This is a genomic window from Paenibacillus sp. W2I17 (genome assembly GCF_030815985.1).
Taxonomy (GTDB): domain Bacteria; phylum Bacillota; class Bacilli; order Paenibacillales; family Paenibacillaceae; genus Paenibacillus.
Map to the genome: position 1 here is coordinate 6,203,552 of NZ_JAUSXM010000001.1, position 24,349 is coordinate 6,227,900.

Genomic DNA, 24,349 nt, shown 5'->3' on the forward strand with positions numbered 1-24,349 from the left:
AGAAGAAGAGCCATACAGTTGTTAACTGTGTGGCTCTTCTTTTGGTTGGAGTTTATCGGCATAGTCATCCAAACAGCGTTGACATATACACGATTTTCGGCGCTGCTCTGGCGGAATGCGGTCAAATACACCCTCGGGGAAAGTAGCCCGGTTACACCAGCATTCCGAATGAGGATGTCCTGCGGCATAGGAACAGCGATTAGCTTCCCCGCATAAAGGGCAGACAAGAACATCGATATGGATGCGCTCTTGATCGTCTTGTTCTACAGACATTCGGTTCTTCCCTCCCTGTGAAATAGCTGTGAGTTGAAGACGAACACACTGATCTAGTATAACAGAACTGTGCTGGTGATTATGGAATTCACTGTGCTTAAATGTACATATGAATTCCATTTCACTATATCTGTTTTTTTCACTTGGCTATTCTTCAGGCGGTAATTCGATCTGTAGACCTTCCACATGCTTGCGTCCCATTAGTTTACGCTTCTTGCGGTTTTCTTTTGTCTCAAATACGATGTCCAGATCGTAGTCGTCACCCGGATAAAGTTCATCAGCAGATATATGCAGGGTCAGGCGTTTTTTATGGATTTTGACCTTGCGCCCTCTCAGCATGACTCCGATATTTCCCCGGCTATCCTCCACATCACAGACGATGCCCGATTGATTGAGATAGGCCGCATACACCCGATCCCCTTTGCGAAAAGGTTTGGCAGGGGCAGGAGAATCTGACGCTCTGGTTGTTGTCTTTTTGTGCAAACTGGCGGTATTCTTTGATTGGTTAGACGTATTCCGCTTGGACAACTCTGCTGGGTCGCTTGCTTCTGTAACGGGACGATCAGGCTTTAGGACCGGAGTTTCCAAAGGAGGCGATGTGAACACGAATGTACGATCTCTCGAGTTACTTTGATCCGATAGGGACTTGGAACGCTCAATAATTCGCTGTGGCATGCCCAGCTTCAATGCGATGGAATAAGCATAGCTCTCACCAGCTTCCCCGATACGCAATCGATAAAGTGGCTGGAGTGAGATCGTATCAAATTCCATACGGGCATTTTCAAATCCTGGGGTGGCAGCTGCAAAATGTTTGATTTCACCAAAATGCGTGGTCGCCACAACGGTTGCTCCGCGGCTGTGAAGTTCCTCCAGCATGGCGATAGAAAGTCCAACACCTTCACCGGGATCTGTGCCGGAGGCCATCTCATCAATGAGCACCAGAGTCGAAGTATTGGCCTGTTCCAGTATGCCGATCATATTGCGAATGTGTGCAGAGAATGTACTGAGTGCTTGTTCCATACTCTGTCCGTCACCAATATCGACCGCTACCTCGTTATAAACAGCCATCTCGCCACCTTCCTCCACCGGAATAAGCAAACCGGATTGCATCATCAGGGTGAGCAAACCTAGCGTTTTGAGTGCGACCGTTTTACCACCGGTATTCGGGCCGGTAATAATGAGCGACGAGTACGTTTTGCCGATGGCAAAATCAAGTGGAACCATGGAAGAACCCATGAAGGGATGACGTGCACGTTGAAGGCTGATGTGGCCCTGTGTATTGACTTGAACGGTACGTCCGTCCATGGTGGCCGCATATTTTGCTTTGGCAAACAGGAAGTCCAGCACGCCTACCGTTTCGGTATTCAGAGCAATTTCACGGCTGTACGATTCGGCCAGGGAGGTTAAATCACCGAGAATTCTCATCTCCTCTCGGGACTCCTCCGCTTGCAGAGCGGCCAATTCCATCTGCAGACTTACTAACTCAACAGGTTCAATATATACGGTTTGCCCGCTCCCGGATTCATCCAGCACACTGCCTTTCACCTGTTTGCGGAACTCTTTCTTAATGGGCAGAACCGTTCTTCCTCCGCGTTGACTGATGACATGTTCCTGCATAATGGAGCGATGTTTGCTTACCAGAGAATCAAGCTTTCGTTTCATGCGCTCCTCATTTACGGTCATTTTTTTACGAATTCGAATCAGTTCCTTGCTTGCCTGATCCTGAATGCGTCCACTATGGATGCAACGCTCGATCTCACTCAGCAAAGGTTCGATCATAATCATGGATGCTGCATAACGACTGACGGTGGGAGCGGCCCCAGATTTACCCTCCATGTATTTCATAAGTTGGGCACAGCTCCGAAGGAACTGTGCGAGATGACTGAAGTCACGTTCACTGAATAGATAACCTGTACCGAGCAGATCCATAATCGTTTCCATTCCATCCAGTGAAGGGAGGGGGATACTGGCGCCAAAACGAATCAATGCAGCCGCTTCTGCAGTTTCCTCCAGGCGAATCTGAATCAGGTGAGCGTCAACCATTGGTTTCAGTTCTCTGGCATAACGCTTGCCCAGATAAGAAAGGGCGCAGTCTGCAACGTTTTTTTGAATTTGTGGATAGCCCAAACTGTGTAATGTGTTTTCATTCATGCGTAATCTCTCCTTGGATTTCAAATGGAATTTCAGTTAAAGCGGTAAAACGTATTCCTGAAAACGCAAAAAGGGCGGAGAATGAACAAACGTCATTCTCCGCCCTAAACGTATGGGAAAGCAGAGTCCACTACAGGTCTATATTAAAAAATCCGCGCTGAACACAGCGCGGAAATAGACCCGGACAACTACAATCCCGGAGGCGATTTATGATATCCGCTGTTCTTAACTAAGTACAGGGATCTGGCGCATCATGAAATACACGTATGCCATAAGGGCACAAGCGCAATGAAAGGCCAAACTCCTGAATATGAAACTTGGTTAGTTAAGAACATTCACCGACATTAAAAATCTCTCCTTTGATTGAGGAATATGCAACCAATATAAACTGGAAATTGGTTTGAAGTCAACCTTTAGAATAAATGAGTGGACTTGAATAAGAATGGGTTTTAAAATAACAATAGTAAAATAATCCAATGAAAGCGATTTTATGAGAAGGAGGATGCTCTTCTTGCCTAAATATTTATTGCGTTTGCTTTGCTTTACCCTGATCCTCGGAGCCCTTCCGGTTATTGTTATTGGTTCCGTATCGTATACGATTGCTTCGCGTGACATTGAACAGAAAGTGCGTGAAAGTAATCTTCAGATATTGCATCAGACCCAAATGCGGGTAGAGCAAGTACTACGCAGTCTGCAATTGTCATCCATCCAGTATGTGAATTCGCCTTTGGTATTACAAGCGATGAAGAAACCACTGGACAGCAGCGAGTTTCAGGAGATTCGTGATCTGACTTCCGGTTTTAACAACTTGCAAGCGGTTACGAACATTGACCAAGCCTATCTGGTTAATCTGGATGAAGATTGGGTGGTTTCGATGCGTTCTTTTGGCAAATTGGATGATTTCAGCATTCGAGACCGAATTGGCTCCTACCTAAGTTATACCAACAGTCTGTTCTGGGTCACTCAAAATGCCAGTTCAGCGAAAGAAAGTGTACCTGTATCAGCAGGTATGGGTGAACTAACACCGGAACAGGCACCTACTCTTATATCATCGGATAATGTGGTCAGTATGGTATTCAAAATCCCGATGATACCAACCAATGTGAAACCAAAGGGATTTCTTGTGATTGATATCGCCGATACGGAACTGAGTACCTACTTGAGCCGAAATACGAATTCTGGAGATATGTACGTTCTGGATCGGGAGCAAAAGTATTTTCTGAACGATATGCAGCAAGGCGGGAAATATGACGCGCTGAATAAGGAAATTCAGGAAATGGTACAAACGACGGCCCAGCCAGAAGGTTTCTTCAGTGCGGAGGTGGAAGGTAATCAAGTGGCAGTTAGTTATAGGCAATCTCCGCTCAATGGCTGGTTATACGTGTCCGTTGTATCTCTTGGACAGATTACGGCCCAGTCACAGAAAATTGCATTGGTTACCGGTATCGCTACACTGGTCATGTTATGTGTAACGGGATTGTTCGCCATATACGGCAGTCGGCGGATGTACTCACCGATCTCCAGACTGCTGCAATTTACGAAGGGTTTGGATTCCCCAGTTGCTCCGTCAGGACGCCGACAGGATGAATTTATCTATATTGAGGAGCAATTGTCAACCTTGTTCAGCTCGGAGAAAACGATGCGTGAGCAGATGAAGGGGCAGCATGTGCACCTTCAGGAGTTTTTTATGACCAAACTGCTGACAGGCAAAATCTCGGAAGAAGATTTCAGATATCAGGGAGAATTGTACGATTTCCCGACAGGGTGGGCGAGTCTTGGCGTACTCATGCTCCAGATCGATACCTTGGAAGGGACACGATATGAGGAACAGGATCGCGATCTACTGCTGTTTGCTGTCAACAATATGGTAGGTGAGCTCCTTCCTTCGGCAGTTCGGTTCACCCCGGTCATGCTGGATGATGCTCAGGTCACCGTACTTGCCTCCGAACTCACGGATGAGGTGAAGCTGAAGGAATGGATGCATACCCAGGCAGACTGGATTCGCGAACGTGTCGTGACCTACCTGAATTTGCCCGTAAGTATTGGCATCAGTCGTTCTTACGCTTGTATCGGAGATACGCCAAGAGCGGTTCAAGAGAGCCGAGAGGCTCTGCAGGGCCGGGTCAGTCTGGGCAGCCGTATTATTTTGCATTACGAGGATATTCAGCCACGTGGTCAGATGGAGGCCGCGTTGTATACCCAGTTACGTATGATCGAGGATCAGCTCGCGTCTGCGCTCAAGCAAGGAGATGAAGAGAAGACGGACGCCTACTTTAAGCAATATTTGGGACTGCTTGCAGACAAAAAGCTTCATTTCAGTGAATACCCCGTCATTATGGTTCAGTTATTGTCTCGTGTATATCAGCTTGTGCAGGAGCAAGGTGGAGATGTAGCCGAAGTACTGGGTGAAAAAGCATCCATGTCACATTTGCTGAAGTTGTCCACATTGGACGAAATGACCAATTGGTTCCGCAAGCGGCTGTTCCTGCCCGTCATCCGTTTCTGGCGAGAGCAGGAAGAATCCCAATACATGAATATTGCAAGGCGCATGATTCGTTTGATCGAGGAACGTTATGATCGTGAATTGTCGCTTGAAGCCTGTGCAGCAGAGCTTAATTTCCATCCTGTCTACCTAAGTCGGGTATTCAAGAAGGAAGCTGGAGTCAATTTTACGGAATATCTCGCAGAGTATCGTATGGAAAAAGCAAAGACCTGGCTGCAAACAACAAATCTTAAAATATCGGAGATTGCCGAGAAATTAAACTATACCAATCCAACCGCATTTATCCGTACGTTTCGCAAAATCACAGGAACGACCCCCGGCAAGTACCGGGAGCAGCAGCGATAAAACAAACCTGCTCTGCCCGCCAAGGCAGGCAGGCTTTTTTATGTTTGGATGAAGGAAGAAGACCACTTTTCTCCATGAAGTTAAGACAGGAATATAGAGGTTGAAAGCAGTTCATTGCGCCGTTGAACTCTGTGATGGAAATGAGCTAAACCCTTGCTACATAAGGAAAAACAAAAGGCTAAAACGAGACGATAGCCAGTCATTCGTTTATCCTCCACAATGAAGACATGAATTCAGGAAGTGATATTTTGTAATCGTTTCCAATGTGGGGAGGAAGACAATATGAAAGCCGAAACGGCGGCTCGAACACGGCCCGCTACCCGCAGTGACAAAAACCTGCTGTGGAGGGACATTATCAAAAACCGGTGGCTGTATATCATGTTAATACCGGGTGTGCTTTACTTTGTTATTTTCAAATACATACCCATGTATGGCATCACGATGGCTTTTCAGGATTACACGCCTTACAAGGGCATTTTGGGAAGTGACTGGGTAGGGTTCAAACATTTCCAGCGTTTCTTCGGAGAACCGCAGTTCTGGACATTATTTCGAAATACGTTTTTGCTTGCCATTTATAACATTGTGTTCTTTTTCCCACTGCCGATTGTACTGGCGCTCATGATGAATGAAGTTCGCCGTGAACGGTTCAAACGATTTGTACAAACTCTTGTTTATGTTCCACACTTTGTATCCTGGGTTGTTGTTGTCGGTGTGTTCTACATGCTGTTCACAACTGAGGGTGGTGCGATTAATGAATTGCTCTATAACCTGACGGGACAAAAAGTGGCGTTCCTGCTTGAACCCGGTTGGTTCCGAACGATGATTGTCGGACAATCCATCTGGAAAGAAGTCGGTTGGGGCACAATTATCTTCCTGGCGGCGCTTTCCGGTGTGGATACACAGCTCTATGAAGCTGCACGGATTGATGGTGCCAATCGTTGGCGCCAAACCTGGCACATTACGTTGCCGGCCATTCGCAGTACAATCGTCATTTTGCTCATTCTGCGTCTGGGCAATTTCCTGGATACAGGCTTTGAACAGATCTTCCTGATGCTAACTCCGACAAACCGGGATGTGGGCGAGGTATTTGATACCTACGTGTACACGAAGGGTCTTACACAGGCACAGTACAGTTATAGTGCTGCTGTCGGGTTGTTCAAATCGGTTGTCGGGCTGGCGCTTGTCCTTGGTGCCAATACGATGGCCAAAAAATTCGGGGAGGAAGGCGTCTACTAACCTTTGGGTGCAGACGTTCTTCACCAGACAGGAGTGAACATTAAGATGCAACAGGATAAAACGTGGGGCAACCGGATCTTTGATATTCTCAATCATGGCTTGCTGCTGTTGATTGGAATCGTGACGGTCATCCCGTTCATTTATATTTTGGCCGTCTCGTTTACCAGTCCGCATGAAGTGGCTAAGGGAGGATTCATTCTTTTTCCAAAAGAGTTCTCTCTGGCTGCGTACCGTTACATTTTCTCTACAGATACCTTGATTCGCAGTCTGGGTGTATCGGTCTATATTACCGTGATCGGTACCTTCATTAACCTGCTGTTTACGTCACTTATGGCGTATCCGCTCTCCAGAAGATATTTGCGTGGACGCCAGCCCATTTTGCTGGGTGTATTGTTCACGATGCTCTTCAGTGGCGGGATGATTCCAACCTACTTTGTCGTGAAATCCTTGCACCTGACGGATACGTTGTGGTCACTGATGTTACCTACTGCTATTAGTGCATTTAACTTGATTGTACTGAAAAACTTCTTCCAAGCCATTCCCGATGAACTGGAGGATGCAGCCAAAATTGATGGATGTAACGATGTCAGCGTATTGTTCCGGATTGTACTGCCGTTGTCCATGCCAGCCATGGCGACATTTTCACTCTTTTACGCGGTGGCCCACTGGAACAGTTTCTTCAGCGCTGTTATCTATATCAATGATAGTGAGAAGTGGCCTGTCCAAGTCTGGCTGCGTGAGATTGTCATTCTGGCACAGAGCCGAATCGGAGACACAAGTATCGAAGAGACCGAGATCCAGCCGCTTACCATTCGCATGGCGGTTATCGTATTCTCCACAATCCCGATTATGCTGGTATATCCATTCCTGCAAAAGCACTTTGCAAAAGGCGTGATGCTGGGGTCGGTGAAAGGTTGAGTCGTCACATGGTTCAAAGTCAGTTCAGTATGACTGCATAAAAAAAGGGAGGTTTTCATGTTATGAAAGCAACAAAAAAGAAAGCCGTAGCTGTCTTAAGCACACTGGCACTGGTGACAGGTTTGCTGGCAGGATGCGGATCAGACGAGGGTCAGGCTGCCGAGGGCGGCGTACAAAATGTGTCCATAGCCATTGCACAGGTGGGTGATGTGCCAAGCAAAGGCAATGAAGTTCAGCAAAAGATTGAAGCGTATACCAATACCAAACTGGATATCCAGTGGATTCCGGCTTCGGCATACAATGACAAAATCAACGTGATGATCGCTTCAAGCGATATGCCAAAAATTGTGAAAGTGCAATATAATCCAACGGTGACCAGCGCGATGCGTAATGACGTGTTCTGGGAAGTTGGCCCATTGCTGAAAGATTACAAAAATCTGTCGGCACAGAACGAGCGTTTTTTTGACAACATCAAGGTAGAGGGCAAAATCTACGGGGTTCCTGTATTCTCCGATATTGCGCGGGCTACGGTAATCTATCGCAAGGATTGGTTCGAGAAGCTGAATCTCAAGGTGCCAGCCACACCGGATGAATGGTATGAAACGATCAAGACACTGGCAACCTCCGATCCGGATGGAGATGGTCAGGATAATACGTTTGGACTGATGCTTTTCAAAAAATATAATGAGGATCAATATTCCTTCACGACGCGCCTTGGCGTAAGTTTTGGTGCACCTAACAAGTGGAAGGTCGAAGATGATGGCAGCTTCACGCCGGAATTCATGACACCGGAATATATGCAGGTGCTGGATCTGCTGAAACGTTTGTACGATGAGAAACTGCTAAATCAAGATTTTGCCGTATTCGACTCTACGGAAGCGGAGAAAAAGTATGATTCCGGTGTTGTTGGTATCCGTGTTGGTGTTGCGCAGAACGGAAAAAGTCAGCAAGAGCGTCTGTCCAAAAACAATCCGGATGGTGTGGTAGATATCGCTGGTTTGCTTGGAGCGAACGGAGACCGTGTTGCAGGACAGACGGGTAATTCGGGAATTCTGGCATTCCCTAAATCAACGGTGAAATCGGAAGAAGAACTCAAGAACCTGCTCTCCTTCCTGGATAAACTGATGGACCCTGAGATGGCGACCCTGTTGATGCGTGGTATGGAAGACAAACATTACACCAAAGTGGGCGAAGATCAGGTGGAGATGAGTGACTTCGATGCATTCCAGCGTGAAGTGAAGCCTTACCGTGACAACCTTCCTTATGTCGAAGGCTATAACGTACCGAAATTGAAGGATACCGAACTGGGTGAAAAAGGTACGGCACTTGCCAAGGAACTGGCGGAGCACGCTGTGCCAAACCCTGCGCTGACGTTATATTCTCCAACGTATGGTGACCGTGGGGCGGATCTGGATCAGGTGATTGCCGATGCACAAACCAAATACATTATGGGCAAGATCGATCGAAGTGGCTGGGAAAAGGAAATCGAGAATTGGGGAAATGCGGGTGGAAACAAGATTCGTGAGGAATATGCCGAAGATTATAAAAAACAGGCTCAATAAAAGAGCCGGAAGCGGAGGCTTGATCATGAAGGAAACACTGCAATTCACATCGGTGCGCATGGCACAGCAATTCATGGAAAGTTATCGCAACCATGAGCTGTACTCCACTTGGCATTATGAGAACGGCTGTCTGTTGAAAGCGCTGGAGGAGCTGTATACACACACGGGGGAGCAAAAGTATTTTGACTACATCCGTGAGTTGATGGATCATTTCGTTCAGGAAGATGGCTCCATTCGCTCTTATACGGTTGAGGAATATAACCTGGATCAGATCAATCAGGGAAAATCACTGTTCCTGCTACATGAGAAAACGGGTGAAGAAAAGTACCGCAAAGCTGCTGAGTTGCTTATGACTCAGCTTAAGGGACAGCCACATACGAGTGAAGGCGGATTCTGGCACAAAAAGATTTACCCATTCCAGATGTGGCTGGATGGATTGTACATGGCTACTCCGTATCTGACCCAGTATGGCGCAGTGACGGGAGAAGAGAAGTGGTTTGACAAGGCGGCTCTGCAGCTCTTGCTGGTGGAGCAACGTACACGTGATCCGCGTAGCGGTCTCTTGTACCATGCCTGGGATGAGAGCAAAGAGCAGCGCTGGAGTTCGGGTGAGACGGGATGTTCACCACATGTCTGGAGTCGGGCGATGGGCTGGTATGTGATGGCGGTTGTGGATACCTTGGATTATCTGCCGGTAGATCATCCGCAGCGCGGACAGATTGTGGGTATCTTCGAACGAGTAGCGAATGCACTTGTGCATGTACAGGATCAGCAAACTGGACTATGGCCACATTTGTTGGATCAACCGGGACGTGAACGGAACTATCTTGAGGCTTCCGGGACCTCGATGTTTGTCTATGCATTGGCCAAAGGTGTACGTAAAGGATATCTGAGTGGCAAGTTCAAAGCAGTTGCGGAAAAAGGGTATCAGGGTCTGCTACAGCATCTGCTGCAAACGGACCGTGAAGGCGTGCTGTCCTTGACGCAGTGTAACGGCGGAGCCGGTCTTGGAGGAAGCCCGTATCGTGACGGGTCCTACGAGTATTATGTGACCGAGTCCATTCGAATCAATGATCCGAAGTCGGTCGCTCCGTTCATTTTGGCGGGAGTGGAGATTGAACTTTACAAGTCCAACTAACATGTACATGAGAACGGAGAGGGCAGAAATAATCTGAGGAAGCGAAGCGTTCGCCTTTATCCCCGGATTTTCCACTTTATAAAAGGGAATCAAAAAATCTGGGGATAACAGCGATCTGAAGGTTGTTCTGTCATCGGAGTGGTCTGTGTACATAACCTTATCCAAAAGGAGAGATGGTTCATGAGTCCAAAAGGTCCAATGTCCCGTTTAGGCGGAATCGTTGTAATTGGTGCAATGTCCGCTGGATTGCTTGCAGGTTGCGGGGGAGAAAAAGCACCTGCTGCAGGGGAAGGAAAACTTCCCATTTCCATCTCTTTAATGCAGGTAGGAGATATACCGGCCAAGGAGAACGGGATTGAAAAGAAGATTGAGGAATATACAAATACGGATGTCAATGTACAGTGGATTCCGCAGTCTGCTTTTGATGATAAGGTGAATGTTATGGTTGCTTCAGGCGAGATGCCGACCATTATGAGAGTGAATTATGTACCGACCACATTTAATGCCGCCAAAACGGGACTGTTCTGGGAACTGGGGCCTTACTTGAAGGATTATAAAAACCTGTCTGCCCAATCCGAGGCTTATTTTAACAATATCAAAATTGAAGGCAAGGTCTACGGTATTCCGAACTTCCGGGATATTGGACGGACTGCGATCGTATATCGCAAGGACTGGTTTGATACATTAAAGCTGGATATACCCAAAACGCTGGATGACTGGTATGAAGTGATGCGCTCCATTCGCAAGGATGACCCTGACGGGAATGGTAAAGAAGATACGTACGGTGCACTGCTCTTCAAAAAGTATAATGAGGGCGTCTCTTCCCCACTGACGCGGATTGCTGTAAGTATTGGCGGTGTCAACAAATGGGGGGTGGATGATGCTGGGAAACTGACCCCGGAGTTCTTGACCCCGGAATATGTGGATACGATGAAACTTTTCAAGCGATTGTTCAGCGAGGGACTGATTAATAGTGATTTCCCTGCCCTGGACCCTTCCGATGCGGACAAAAAAATGGATTCCGGCCTGGTTGGCATGAAGCTTAACGGTGTGGCCCAGAACGGAAAGTCCTCTCAGCAGCGCCTTACACCTAACGCTCCGGATGGAGAGATTGATGTGGCTCCGTTCCAGGGAACCGATGGTATTCGAATCGCCGGGGAGCCGGGAAACTACGGAATGCTGGTCATCCCGAAGGCATCCGTTACGGATGAGGAGCAATTGAAGAAGGTTCTTACGTTCTTGGATCAGTTGATGGATGAGGAATTGAGTATGTTACAGCTCCGTGGATTGCTCGATGTGCACTACACCAAAACTGCGGATGGGAAAACCGAACTCAAAGATTTTGACGCTTATCAGCGTGAAGTGAAGCCATACCGGGATAATCTGTTAAGTATTGAAGGTTATAACGTACCTGAACTGGTTGATGTTCCCATTGGTATGAAAGGTACAAAGATGGCGCGTGAAAATGAGCAGTATGCCATTGCTAATCCGGCACTCACATTGTCTTCAGCGATCTATACCGAGCGTGGTCAGGAGCTGGATCAGATGATCTGGGATGCACAGACCAAGTACATTATGGGCAAAATCGATGATGCAGGTTGGGAGCAGGAAATCGCAAGCTGGAGAAAAGCCGGTGGTGATCAATTGATCACAGAACTCGAAGCATCCTACAAGGAATTGAACGGGAAATAAAGCTGGGGGAAATAAAAAAAGGTTGATCAAATGGAATGATATGGTTTATTCTATGAGGGAGTTCATTTTTCCAATATCATAAGAAAGACCACACCCTTAAAGCATAAGGCTATGAATCTGCGGATTCATGGCCTTTTTTTGTGTTTTAGGCGAATGAAGTGGGTCTATGGAAGGAGGGGCGCACGCCTTGAAGTGATGGGGATGGACGAAAAATAATACCAATAGCCTAGTACAACATGGTAGAATATTGATTATTATGGCAAATTTAGGTTTTGGTTATGAAGAGAAGTGACTAGGTTGACCAAGCAAAGCATCCCCATACTAAGGTACATAGGAGCGTGAGTAGGTTGAAGAAGCAGATTAAAGGACACGAGAAGAAGAAAAAACGGAACGGTTGGATCGTCGGGTTGTTAACGACAGCTGTATTGGTAGGAACACTATTGCCCGTTGGCCCCGTACATTTGACGTCAAAAGCGAATGCCGCATCGGGAACAAGTGACACTGCCCTTAGCAAGTTCAAGGATATCAAGGGCCACTGGGCTCAAGCAACAATTGCCAAAGCGTATGAAAAAAACTTGATCTCTGGTTACCAGGATGGAACGTTTCGTCCCAATGGCAAAATCACGCGTGGGGAATATGCGACCATACTTGCCCGTGCGACTGGACTGGAGAAGGTAGAGGGGCAGAATCCCTTTGCTGATCTCAAGGGACATTGGTCTGAAGCGGCGGTTAGCCAACTTGTTGGACAAGGATTCATTAATGCTGGCGATTACGCCAAAGGGTTCAATCCAAATGCTGAGCTAACGCGTTACGAGATGATGAAATGGATTGCAAATGGACTGATAAAGTCCGGGAGCAGCTTTCAGGATGCTTTTAACGATACAAAAAATACGCTGCTCCCCACACCGGAAGTGAACCGCGGCACCATTCGTGCCGAACAGATTCCGTATCTTGCCCTTGTCCGTGGGACAGGGATTGTAGGTGGATTCCAGGATGGCACATTAAAACCAGCGGATTCCACCACTCGTGCAGAAGTATCGGCCATTTTACTGCGTTATATGGACGTGGAGGGCACGGATGCAGGGAAGTATAGTGACTTGAATGAGATGAGAGAGGTCGGCACGACGGGTACGAATTTAACGACCATTAGTAATTATGAATATAGTTCAGGTTCGGTCATGATATCTGATTTATCGAAAGGAAATATCAATTTAAGCAATAAATCGGGTGTATTAAAAATTCATCGTTTTATCGTTGTAGACGCTACTCAAAATAAGCCGAAGGGTATTTACGCGAAGCTCTTTCTTCCGGATAAGTACGCAAGTGGCTCCTATAGGACTTTTGCAGATGTGTCATTTACATCTAACTTAGAAACCTCGAATTTAATTACATTTAACCAAGGTCTTTCGGATTCGTTAATACAATTTAATCGTCTTGATTTAGATTTGGCTAAGAAACAGAGTAATGTGACAATTCCTATGGACTCAGGAGAACTTATAAAAAAAGGATTACAGAAAAGATTTTGGACTACATCGACTTTAAGGAATAAATCTTGGTCTTATTTTTTGAAATCAGATACAGAAGGAGAATTTAAAATTCAAAGGTAGCCTTATCAGGATGGTGAGCAAGTTGTAATGAAAAAGCTTAATTATTTTTCTGCTATTATTTTAGTGAGTATATTTATTTCACAAATATTATTATTGTTAGTATTGTACTTACCTATGAACGTTGTTCATGCTGCTACAGATGAGTATGGACCTAAATCTATGAAAAACCCTCGGAAGGTTTCAATATTAGCCACTCCTACTGTAGGGAGGCCAGGGGTATATTGGTACCAAGTGGATAGCGGACAATTTAGAGCTGACCATGCTGGGGGACCAACTTATGCGAATAATGCAGGGAGTTGCTCCAGTCCATTTCCTGCTGCTACAGAAGTTCCAGATAGTGTAGATTTCAGTAGATGGCCTGCAGAAAACTGGCCTGATTATAATTCCAGACGAGTAGAAGTCTCAAGTATCTTTAATGTCCGAATCCATGATGTTAATTATCAGGGGAGAGCAGATCAAGATTCATATACTGGTGTGGGAGACCCTACCCCACCTTTTCCTTCAACAATTGTTGCAATAAGAACAATTACTGGAGGGTACCATATACCAACCGAGAAGAGCCCTTTCGCAAATGGTGGGCAAACAACGGCGGGCTGTCCTAAATACAATGCTTCTTATTTTACACCCATGGATATCATCTGGGAAGGTGATTTGGAAGAAGAAAAAGAGATAACTGTAGAAGAGGATTCTACCCTTAACATAGGGAAAACACAACAGATGGAAGCCAAGGTGAAGACGAAAGGTTATGGTGCGACAGCTTTTGGTGAGGGCATCGACGTATCCCGCAGGGAAACGGAAATCAAATGGTTTTCCTCTGACGAGACGATCGCGAGCATTGAACTGAAAACAGGAATGTTAAAGGCCGAAAGTCCAGGCACGGTCACTGTGCGTGCAATCTGGAACAATGGTACATATCTGATCTCGGATACCGCCACCATAACAGTCACGTCTCAGCCAGGACTCGTTGTGAATCTGCCGAATGCTTGTAAAGCCAATACGACACCTCTACAGGCAGAAGCAGTTCTAACCAAACCGGATCGCTCTGTTCATAAACTGACGGCTCATCCCAAATTGACGTGGCAAAGCTCGAATCCGGCTGTGGCAACGATCGGCGCTGATGGCAAAATCACGACCAAAGGGATCGTGGGTAGCACTACCATAAAAGCTCATTTTCTTGATTCTGCTCAGCAACTGGATGAACAAGGGACTCAGGTGCTTGAAGTGAAGGACTGCACGGATAATGGAGGAGGTGGTAATGATGGCGATCCGGGGGGCGACCCTGCGAACGCTTGCCCTGTGACCATCAGCCCACCTAGTAGAGGCACGGTTATTGAAGCATCGGTTATGGACCCATCTGTCCGAGGTGTGTTGAAGGCAGACGAGCGTGGATCTGAGAAGTTCGATGTTACCCATGGTATTCCAACTTCGGAAGATCTCTATGCCAATGTCTTGGCCAAGGAATATCTGTTTCAGCACCGCTGGGTTAACATGACGGGAACGGTGACTTACACCGTTAAAGTGAAAAGGGTTTATCATAAAACCTGGACGATCCCGGGAAGAGCCTCTAGTGGTGAGGGTGATCCAGGAACACCTCCTGAGCCAAAAGAACTTGATGTACCTGGAGATAAGAATATGCAAGTAACACGGACATATAGCTATTGGCAGATCGATAACCTGGAGGTTTATCAGTTAAATGAAGCCAAGGTATCTAACTATGCGCTAGGTGGTTATGGTGACACCGTGACCTTGACGCCCAATGCATATACACCACCGACTTTGCAATCGGCTATGGATCCTGCGGTTACCACTCATGTAAAACCTGCGCCATGTCGAGAGATTGATCTTGGCACCGAAGGGGTTCCGGGTGGTTCGGTTGAACCGCCTACGCCAGATGAAACATCATTGTTTCAATCCAAAGCTGAAGCGGAGGTTAGAGAGAATACCGTCAATAATGATAAAGTAACCTTTAATGGAGCGACGATTATGGATCCTGCTCCCGTGGAGAAAACCGCTCCAAGACCTGGGACGATCCCGCAGTCTGGCATGATCGGAGACGATGTTCTGTACCAGAACCGGCTTACGATTAAGAACACATTGATGAACAAAGCTAACCAGCCAACCACGGGTGAGATTACGTATGGACTTCTCCCTGGCAATGTTAACGGAGGGCAGGATCAGAAGTTCCCCATTCTGGGCATTAACTCGGTTACAGTACATACTCCAGTTGTGAACTATGCCTGGGTGTCAGATGATCAGCCGCATAACCAGAAGACTACGCCTGATCCGACCAGAGCTGCACTTATTTTAGAGCGCCCATTCATTGTACGAATCCCAACCTCAGGTCAACATTTGGATGTAGCAAGTTATCCTGGGTATGGAAACCATGATTATGCGAAATATTTCCGGATCAAACAGGTTCGTTTTCCATTCGATGTCTATAACGGTGCCAGAAGTCAGTTTATTCCGGCCAAGACATGGGTGGATATTCCGGTAAATCAGTTGGACACCCCTTTTTATCTTCCTGTATGGGTAGATGAAGGGAATTACCAGGTTGAGTTTCGAAATATCGCCGAAAATGCACCTGCAAACTTCACAGAACAACAGGATGCGAACACCAATCTGACCCATCATGTCGCAGCAGATACCGTTGCTGTAGAGGTTATCGGACGATTGTATGATTTTCACATCACCGATATTTCAGACTACAACTGGGAGAACGTGTTCCGTAAGCGGATGGGCAGCCCCGAACCAACGGGTGTGAGCTACTGGACCGGAGGAAACAGTATAGACGGAGAGCCCCGGGGTAATTTGGCTCCCTATGTCCTGCCTATTCGTCCCGGCAGTCATCCGATACAAGGTTTCCGGAATGCTGCAGTGAAGACAGGTTACCATTTCAAGTTTGATCTGAAAACCAAGGGCAACATGTTTGGGAAACAGGATGGTATCCGAATCACGCCGACGTTCTCTTTTGTGAGTAAAGATGGCACCACCCAGCAAAAAGTGGATTTATACTACCATCGAGGACAGGAACGACTCATTCGTATCGGATCGGCACAAGATTTAGAAAAACGTTTTGTTGTCTTGAACTCACGGTTGCGGAATGTCCCCGGTACGGAGTTAGGTGATACAGCGCGCTATCAGTATACCTATGAACTGTCGGAGGAGGAACGCAATCAGGGTACAATGGCGGAACATATGGTTCGTTTCGTGGATCAGACCTCTCATCATAAAACGTGGGTAGGTCGTTATGACTGGATGATTCTTCCTTCACAGATCCGCACACTCATTGGCCCAAAAGCAGATATTCCCTCCAGTGTTAATGTGGATCGGGCGAATGCAGCGATTCAGCGCTGGTATGGGGAATATAGCTTGCCCGCAGATGTATATGCAGTGCCCAAAGGAACCGATCTCGAGTCACTTGCCAGACAAAACCAGTTGGATGAGAAGGCAATGGTATTTCTGAGGGAGGGTTACATTGTGGTTAACTTCAATATGGAAACATTGCGCAGTGGTAATACGAGTGCACCACATCTGCAATATATTCACGCACCGTTGATGAATCAATGGCAAATGGAAGGTTTTGATAACAACCCGGTAGATAATCAGGGGAGAAGCTGGCCGATGCAAGATGGGGACGTGGTTTTGTACCACGCCGATCAATCCAGCCGGAATGATTTCCAATCCCAGGTACCACATTAGAGAGATATCGTTTTACCCATAAAGAAGGCAAGCGTAATGTGAATCTACATGACGTTTGTCTTCTTTTTTGTGTAATTCGGATTATGGTTGGGCAGCAGAACGGGTATAAAGGGTAAGGAGCACTCGTACCATCCATATTCATCAATTTTCTCAACGAGAGGGGAACAACACACATGATTGAAGAGGATAAGCAGGAAATAATGATTTCAGAAGATACATACAAAGGAAGAGATTTAGGTGTCACATTAGAAGCACAAACCTGTCACTTCAAAGTCTGGTCACCGTTAGCTGTTCAGATGGAACTACTTCTGTACCCACCTTTGACAGGGGGGAGCCCGGAAGAAGAGCCCAATCAACAGAAACAGCAGGCGTTACCTATGCAAAAGAAAGAACAAGGCATCTGGGTTCTGGAACTGGAGGGTGATTTAAGTAGCTACCGTTACATGTATAAGCCTACTTTCGAAGATGGACATTCAACCCATGCTGTAGACCCCTACGCACGAGCAGTGACCATGAATGGAGAAATGGGTGTAATTGTCAGACTGGAGCAGACACATCCGAAGGGATGGAGTGAGGACATTCGCCCAGAATTGACCAGTCCTGTAGATGCAGTCCTGTACGAACTGCATGTACGTGATTTTTCCATTCACCCATCATCGGGTATAACGAATAAAGGCAAATACATGGCTTTTACCGAGACGGGTCTGCGTGATTCGGAGGGCAACACACTGGGGATCGATCATTTGGTTGAACTCGGGATCACCCATGTGCATCTGCTGCCTGTATTTGATTTTGCGACGGTGGATGAATCCAGAGTAGATGGTGATACGTCTGATGGCTCCAACTATAACTGGGGATATGATCCGCTCCATTACAATGTCCCGGAAGGTTCCTATGCATCACGTGCAGATGATCCGGAGACACGAATTCGTGAGTTCAAATCCATGGTGCTGGCCCTTCATAACAAGGGAATAGGTGTCATTATGGATGTGGTATATAATCATACGTTTGATACGGCAGGCAGCTCTTTTGAAAAACTTGTACCAGGGTACTACTATCGTCAAAACGCCGATGGGACCTATAGCAATGGTTCAGGTACGGGCAATGAGGTGGCTACTGAACGCACCATGGTTCGCAAATTTATCATCGACTCGGTCCGTTACTTGGCAGAGGAGTACCATGTGGACGGTTTTCGATTTGATCTGATGGGCCTGATCGACACAACTACGATGAAACAACTTGCAGCGGAATTGCACACCGAAGTGTCACCTTCCATATTGTTATATGGTGAACCATGGGGCGCACTGGATTCGCCGCTTGGTGATGATATGACCCTAAAAGGAACGCAACGCGGGGCGGGTTTTGCTGTGTTTAACGATAATTTCCGCGGAGTGATCAAGGGAGACAGCGATGGCATGGGTACGGGATTTGCGACGGGCGCGGACGGGAAAGAAGACGAATTGTGGACTGGCGTCCGGGGAGCCGTTCAGGATTTTACGGATGGTCCATCCGAGACGATTAACTATGTAACGGTGCACGATAATCTCAACCTGTGGGACAAAGTCGCACGTACACAAGGACTCCACGATACCTTGAATTTCCTCACCTATGACGAGGATGGAAGTATTCGTGGATGCCAGAGTGTGGAAGAGGCAGTAGAGAAGGCTAAGCCTTACCTGCAGATCGATTCGGAACACATTCTGGAGAATGAGACCGTTAGGCGTTGTCTGCTTGCCAATGGTATCGTTTTAACCTCCCAGGGTATCCCCCTGATCGCGGCTGGAGATGAGCTGCTTCGCAGCAAATATGGGGACGCCAACAGCCATCAGAGTGGAGACGTGGTCAATGCCATACATTGGGAGCAGAAGAAGCTGTTCAAGCCGGTATTTGATTATTATCGTGGGCTGATCCGTCTTCGGCGAGAACATCCAGCCTTTCGGCTACGTACACGGGAAGATATCGAGAAGCATGTTCGTCTGATCGAAAAAGGTAACGGGCTGTTAGCGTATGAACTGAACGGTACAGCAGCCAGCGATTCATGGGAACGTATTGTTGTCATCTATAACGCGGCAAAAGAAAACCGTGATATCGCTATTCCCACAGGGACATGGAATGTGATTGTAGAGAAAGGACAAGCAGGCGTTGATACGATACGCACCATACAGGACGGACAGGTACATGTGAATGCGATATCCCTTACGGTGATGTATTCCAATTCCTAATGAACGCAAAGCTTGCCAAGAATTGAAGGGTCCAACAAACCATTAGTAAAATCGCTAACAAGGACACGTTCAAGATATCCAATCAAATCTAATCAAATAAATTGAGATAAAACAAATCCCCCTTTCCCGTAAGAAAGGGGGATTTGTTGATGCGTCAGAAACCAATGCCTCGGTCGCAGGGCTATACATCGTCATGTCTGGAGCATTTTTATGCTGTGCACCTGTTGGTGCATTTTAATCTCAACCAAATGACATCCTGCAATTTATTCTCGTATATTCCAAACTTTTTTTGTCAGGACAGGTACAAATGCTGTCAATCTATGGCGCTTGTTTTCATATCCTATATTTTGAAAGCGATTGCTAATTGAATACGCAAATTGGACCGATATGATGAGTACAGACAACCCCGGGTTGACAAACAACGTCCCACTCCGTAACATCGGGACAACACGAAATCAATGGATATAAAGGCGGTGGGAACGATGCCGGAATGGACTTCTTTTCGTTACGATGGCAACGATCTTGGCTTAACATATACTCGTGCAGCAAGTACTTTTAAATTGTGGGCACCTACGGCACAACAGGTTTATATATTGGTTTTTGACGATGAAGGGCATTACAACGATATTGGTAAAGTACAAGATCATGAAAATGGGCAGGAACATTTCTTGACACGTGATGTGGACGGAATTTGGACTTTGGAGCTTACAGGCGATTGGGCAGGACATTATTATATGTACCGAATTATCCATGATAATCAGCGGATTGAAGTAGTTGTTGATCCTTATGCCAGAGCGGTAACGGCTAATGGGCAACGAACGGCTATTATTGATCTGGAGACCACCAATCCAGTCGATTGGGACCTGGATGTCAAACCTGCTTTTCTGCGTCCTGTTGATGCCGTGTTATATGAGTTGCATGTTCGTGATTTCTCCTCGGATCCACATGCAGATATTCCGTACAAGGGAAAATATCTGGCATTCACGGCATCCGGTCTGACGGATAGAGCAGGCAATAGTATTGGCGTAGACCATCTTGCCGAACTGGGAGTCACTCATGTACATCTTCTGCCTGTGGCGGATTATCAGACGGTGAATGAACTCGCTACAGCAGATGTGGGTTCAAATGTCAGAGCACCATACAACTGGGGTTATGATCCCCAGCATTATAACGTTCCCGAAGGTTCGTATGCGACAGATCCTCGCGATCCTGCAGTTCGAATTCGGGAGCTCAAATCACTCGTTCAATCGCTTCACAGACAAGGCATTCGCGTTGTACTTGATGTTGTCTATAATCACACGTATAGCGTGGAAGAGGGACCTTTTGAACGGATTGTACCAGGCTATTATTACCGTTATCGGGAGGATGGTACCCTCAGTAATGGTTCTGGTGTAGGCAATGAATTGGCGACAGAACGTCCAATGGTGCGAAAATATATTTTGGATTCTCTCCGATATTGGGCAGAAGAATATCATGTGGACGGATTTCGATTTGACCTCATGGCCCTGATTGATACGGAAACGATGAATGAATTGACACGCGAATTGAAGGAACAGATCGATCCGGCGTTTCTGATCTATGGGGAACCCTGGATGGGTGGAGATTCACCTTTGGACCGCAAAACATTAAAAGGAACCCAGCGAGGTCAGGGGTTTGCAGTATTTAATGATCATTTTCGCAGTGCAATCAAGGGCGATAGTGATGGCAGTGGCAGAGGTTTTGTTACGGGTGCCGGAGGGCAGGAATATGAGCTTATTAGGGGATTAGCAGGAGCACTGGATGATTTCACATCTTCACCAGTGGAAGTTGTCAATTATGTGACTGCTCATGACAATCTCAATCTGTGGGATAAAATTGCAACAACAATGAACCTTAGACATGAATTAGGATTTCCCGTATGGAAGGACGGACAGCCCGTGGGTGGTGGGAGTGCTGAGTCCGCGGTAAAAGCAGCAGATCCATATCGGTATGTGGATGCAGATGATGTTTTGAATCATGAGATGGTTCGTCGCTCTTTTACTGTCTTCCGGCATTCTGCTTACTTCTCAGGGAATTCCGTTTCTGCATTCAGGGGATGAGATGCTCAGATCCAAAGCCGGTGATCATAACAGTTATCGGAGCGGGGATGCGGTGAACGCCATCACATGGGCCAACAAATCACGCTTCAGACTGGTGTTCGACTACTATCGTGGTCTTATTCATTTGCGGCGAACACATCCCGCTTTTCGTATGATTGATGCTGAACAGGTACGAAATCACCTTCGTGTTATTCGTGCGGATGGCAATGTAGTTGCCTTTATACTTCAGAATGGTGCGAATCAGGACACCTGGAATCAGATTATGGTCATCTATAACGGAACGGAACATGAGCAGCATGTCGACCTGGGGGAAGGGGACTGGCACGTTGTAGTCAATGATCATCAGGCAGGCACAGACGTGATCGAGACTGTTCGTGGTACTGTTCAGGTAGAACGATGGTCTTTGATGGTACTGTATGACACAGAGCATGCTGGAGGCGCTGAACCATCAACAGTGGAGATTAGTTTTCCTCGCCAGGTATATAGTCCGAAGGAGACCACTCAACTGCGAGCGATCGTACGGGACAGTATTGGCAATGTGGTAGAAAAAGCTCCAGTTACCTGGACTTCTTCTGATCCGGATATTATTCAGATCCAGCCTGATGGAACAATCCATGCACTGGAACGGGGGGAAGCTTCGATTACAGTCCACTGTGGGGACATAACGGCAAGCTGTATGTTACAAGTGGATTATCGTCATGCTGAACGAATCGAAATTGTGGGCGAACCTGTCATGTACATGACTCGAATCAGTCGCTTCCGTGCTTTGGTTCTGGATCAATTTGGTCAGCCGCTTCAGGATTCAAATATACGCTGGAGCTCTTCTCATCCAGAAATTGCAGCGGTGAGTGCAGCAGGGATCGTACGTGCGATGACACCTGGAATAACCCATATTATTGCTGAAGCTGGAGGAATCCGGGCAACGCTTGGTGTAACGATTCATAAACAGATTTCGCGAACCGTCACACTTCGATACGAACGGGAAGACCGGTATTATGAAGGTTGGGATGTCTGGGTATGGGGCACAGGTATGGAGGACGGAGCAGTACGGCTGGAACAAGTCGGAAATGCCGCAGAAGCCCGCTTCCGCGTTGCTCCGGGTCTGCATCACCTGGGATTGATCATTCGATTGAACGAATGGGAAGCTAAAGATACGTGCGGAGACCGTTACGTGGACATTGTACCTGAAGATGGGGATGTACACATTATTGTCCGTAGCGGATCAGACGAGATGCAGATCATTCGTGAAAGCGAAAAAACAGAGGATCGTAATAGTGCATAGTTTTCTTTATTTATAACGTCGAATGTAGTTCGTCAAAACCTTGTTAAACCAGCAGTTGGAAGAGATTCCTACTGCTTTTTTGGTCTGATTATAAGCCGCATAACTTGCCAAAAAATAATTAATTGTCCTGTTTCGTGTTTGAGATCCTCTATCATTGGGGTAAATATAGATATGGCCCACGATTCGGCCAAAGGAAAAAAGACCAATTATGGTCTATAAGCGAAGCTTTAGCGCTTTCCAACAAATATAATGTAGTGATCCCTTGAAGGAGGATGTTCAATCATGAAATCCAACGGAAAAATGGCTCAACTTACAGCAACGCCAAGAACGGAAAAGAAAGGTGCAGCACTGCGCCTGTTAAGACAAGGCGGACGAGTTCCCGCAGTCGTTTACGGCCCGGGACTTGAAGGTGCTTCAATACATGTAGATGAAAAAGAAATGCTGAAAGTGGCACGCACAGGCCGCTCCGAAATGTTTAACCTGAATGTGGAGGGCGGTAAAACGGTTCCGGTGCTGATCAAGGATCAGCAAGAGCGTAACGGACGTTTGCTGCACGTAGACTTTTTGCAAATTTCCAAGAACAAACCGATCAGCGTAAGTGTATCGATCGACTTCCAGGGTACAGCGGCCGGCTCGAAAGCTGGCGGTGTATTCCAGACACAGGAGACACAGCTGGAAGTAGAAGGATTGCCTGCGGATCTGCCAACGTCCATTGAGGTGGATGTCAGCGGATTGGATATTGGTGATCGCTTGACTGCTGCGGATATCAAGCTGGATAAAGGTTTGACACTCATAACATCACCTGAGTCCATCATCGCTTCCGTCATGCCGCCACAAGCCGCTGAGGAAGAGCCAACGGCTTCTGCTGAGGAAGCTGAACCGGCAGCTGAAGAAAAAGCTACAGAAGAATAAGCGAAGCTCAGGGATCTCATCAGATCGCATGCTTAGCGGGAAGCCCAGTCCTAGTGACTGGGCTTTTTATATTTCCAAGACAAGAGATTTCGATGTTCGCATGAAAAATGAGAATGTACTACAATACATGTTAAAGGGTAAGAAAGTAGGTTTAATTCAATGTTTGATCCAACGGTGTATGATAATCTGAAAGTCGGGTTTGAGAATTATCTCTATGATATGGATAACCTGGATGAACGTATTCAGATTACAGGGCGTAAAGATCGGCTGGAGATGGCAGTGATGTCCAGAGAGTTCACATTACAATTCTGTCTCAGGGATCGCCCGGAAGTAACAGGGGAAGTTGTATTAAGCAGTTCCCTTGAGGAGCTTGCAGCGGAGATCCTGGAGACGCCTGGTGCGAATCCGGGTTGCCGTTTGGAACTACGGTTTAGTATGGTTGTGAAGGAGCCTGAGAAGCAGTGCCCGGTTATTGGTCCGATATTACAGAAGAGCTGGCCTGAGCAGAGGGTGTGCCAGAACATCCGATATATCTTTGATGAACAGCCAATCATGTATAACGTCACGGCTCACGTTTATTTTGACCGCAGTGTGAATGAAGACCAGATGGGGGACATTCCTGAACTCTGTGAGCATATGGCAAATGTGATGGATCAATTATTACAGTTGCATAACTAGTAATTCCGAGAAAAGCCTTGTCTCTTTGTAGAGATCAGGGCTTTTTTTGTATT

13 protein-coding genes and 1 pseudogene are annotated in these 24,349 nt (G+C 46.8%); 12 read left to right on the plus strand and 2 right to left on the minus strand.

Annotation, left to right across the window (positions count from 1 at the left end; all coding sequences use genetic code 11):
* Window positions 1-21: 21 nt before the first annotated feature.
* Both QF041_RS27750 and QF041_RS27755 read right to left on the minus strand, forming a co-directional pair.
* The gene (locus QF041_RS27750; RefSeq protein WP_307416402.1) at window positions 22-273 is read right to left on the minus strand and encodes a cysteine-rich CWC family protein; all 252 of its coding nucleotides are present in this window, start codon (window positions 271-273) and stop codon (window positions 22-24) included.
* A gap of 147 nt (window positions 274-420) precedes the next feature.
* Entirely contained in the window at window positions 421-2,424 is a 2,004-nt protein-coding gene (locus tag QF041_RS27755) for an endonuclease MutS2 (RefSeq protein WP_307416403.1), read from the minus strand.
* 511 nt (window positions 2,425-2,935) lie between these two features.
* Here QF041_RS27755 and QF041_RS27760 point away from each other — a divergent pair.
* The 12 genes and pseudogenes from QF041_RS27760 (at window position 2,936) to QF041_RS27815 (ending at window position 24,296) form a co-directional block, all read left to right on the plus strand.
* Window positions 2,936-5,272: an AraC family transcriptional regulator gene (locus QF041_RS27760; RefSeq protein WP_307416404.1), complete on the plus strand. Its 2,337-nt coding sequence runs from the start codon at window positions 2,936-2,938 to the stop codon at window positions 5,270-5,272.
* Between the two features lie 282 nt (window positions 5,273-5,554).
* A complete protein-coding gene (locus QF041_RS27765; RefSeq protein WP_076212382.1) occupies window positions 5,555-6,508 on the plus strand; it encodes an ABC transporter permease in 954 nt (317 codons plus the stop codon).
* A gap of 45 nt (window positions 6,509-6,553) precedes the next feature.
* Window positions 6,554-7,426: a carbohydrate ABC transporter permease gene (locus QF041_RS27770; RefSeq protein ID WP_074096177.1), complete on the plus strand. Its 873-nt coding sequence runs from the start codon at window positions 6,554-6,556 to the stop codon at window positions 7,424-7,426.
* A 62-nt stretch (window positions 7,427-7,488) separates the two neighbouring features.
* Entirely contained in the window at window positions 7,489-8,988 is a 1,500-nt protein-coding gene (locus tag QF041_RS27775; RefSeq protein ID WP_307416406.1) for an extracellular solute-binding protein, read from the plus strand.
* A 25-nt stretch (window positions 8,989-9,013) separates the two neighbouring features.
* Window positions 9,014-10,126, plus strand: coding sequence for a glycoside hydrolase family 88/105 protein (locus tag QF041_RS27780; protein WP_307416407.1), 1,113 nt, complete (start codon window positions 9,014-9,016; stop codon window positions 10,124-10,126).
* A 180-nt stretch (window positions 10,127-10,306) separates the two neighbouring features.
* Window positions 10,307-11,818 carry an extracellular solute-binding protein gene (locus tag QF041_RS27785; protein ID WP_307416408.1) on the plus strand — a complete coding sequence of 504 codons (1,512 nt, stop codon included), beginning with the start codon at window positions 10,307-10,309 and terminating at the stop codon, window positions 11,816-11,818.
* Between the two features lie 347 nt (window positions 11,819-12,165).
* Entirely contained in the window at window positions 12,166-13,425 is a 1,260-nt protein-coding gene (locus QF041_RS27790; protein WP_307416409.1) for an S-layer homology domain-containing protein, read from the plus strand.
* A 27-nt stretch (window positions 13,426-13,452) separates the two neighbouring features.
* Complete coding sequence (locus tag QF041_RS27795) at window positions 13,453-17,124, plus strand: DUF5704 domain-containing protein (protein WP_483874695.1); 3,672 nt, start codon at window positions 13,453-13,455, stop codon at window positions 17,122-17,124.
* 173 nt (window positions 17,125-17,297) lie between these two features.
* Window positions 17,298-19,346 carry a type I pullulanase gene (gene pulA / locus QF041_RS27800; protein ID WP_307416411.1) on the plus strand — a complete coding sequence of 683 codons (2,049 nt, stop codon included), beginning with the start codon at window positions 17,298-17,300 and terminating at the stop codon, window positions 19,344-19,346.
* A 482-nt stretch (window positions 19,347-19,828) separates the two neighbouring features.
* Window positions 19,829-22,706, plus strand: a pseudogene (pulA, locus tag QF041_RS27805) (type I pullulanase).
* A 282-nt stretch (window positions 22,707-22,988) separates the two neighbouring features.
* Entirely contained in the window at window positions 22,989-23,618 is a 630-nt protein-coding gene (locus QF041_RS27810) for a 50S ribosomal protein L25 (RefSeq protein WP_076212356.1), read from the plus strand.
* Between the two features lie 159 nt (window positions 23,619-23,777).
* Complete coding sequence (locus QF041_RS27815) at window positions 23,778-24,296, plus strand: hypothetical protein (RefSeq protein WP_307416412.1); 519 nt, start codon at window positions 23,778-23,780, stop codon at window positions 24,294-24,296.
* The last annotated feature ends 53 nt before the right edge of the window (window positions 24,297-24,349 follow it).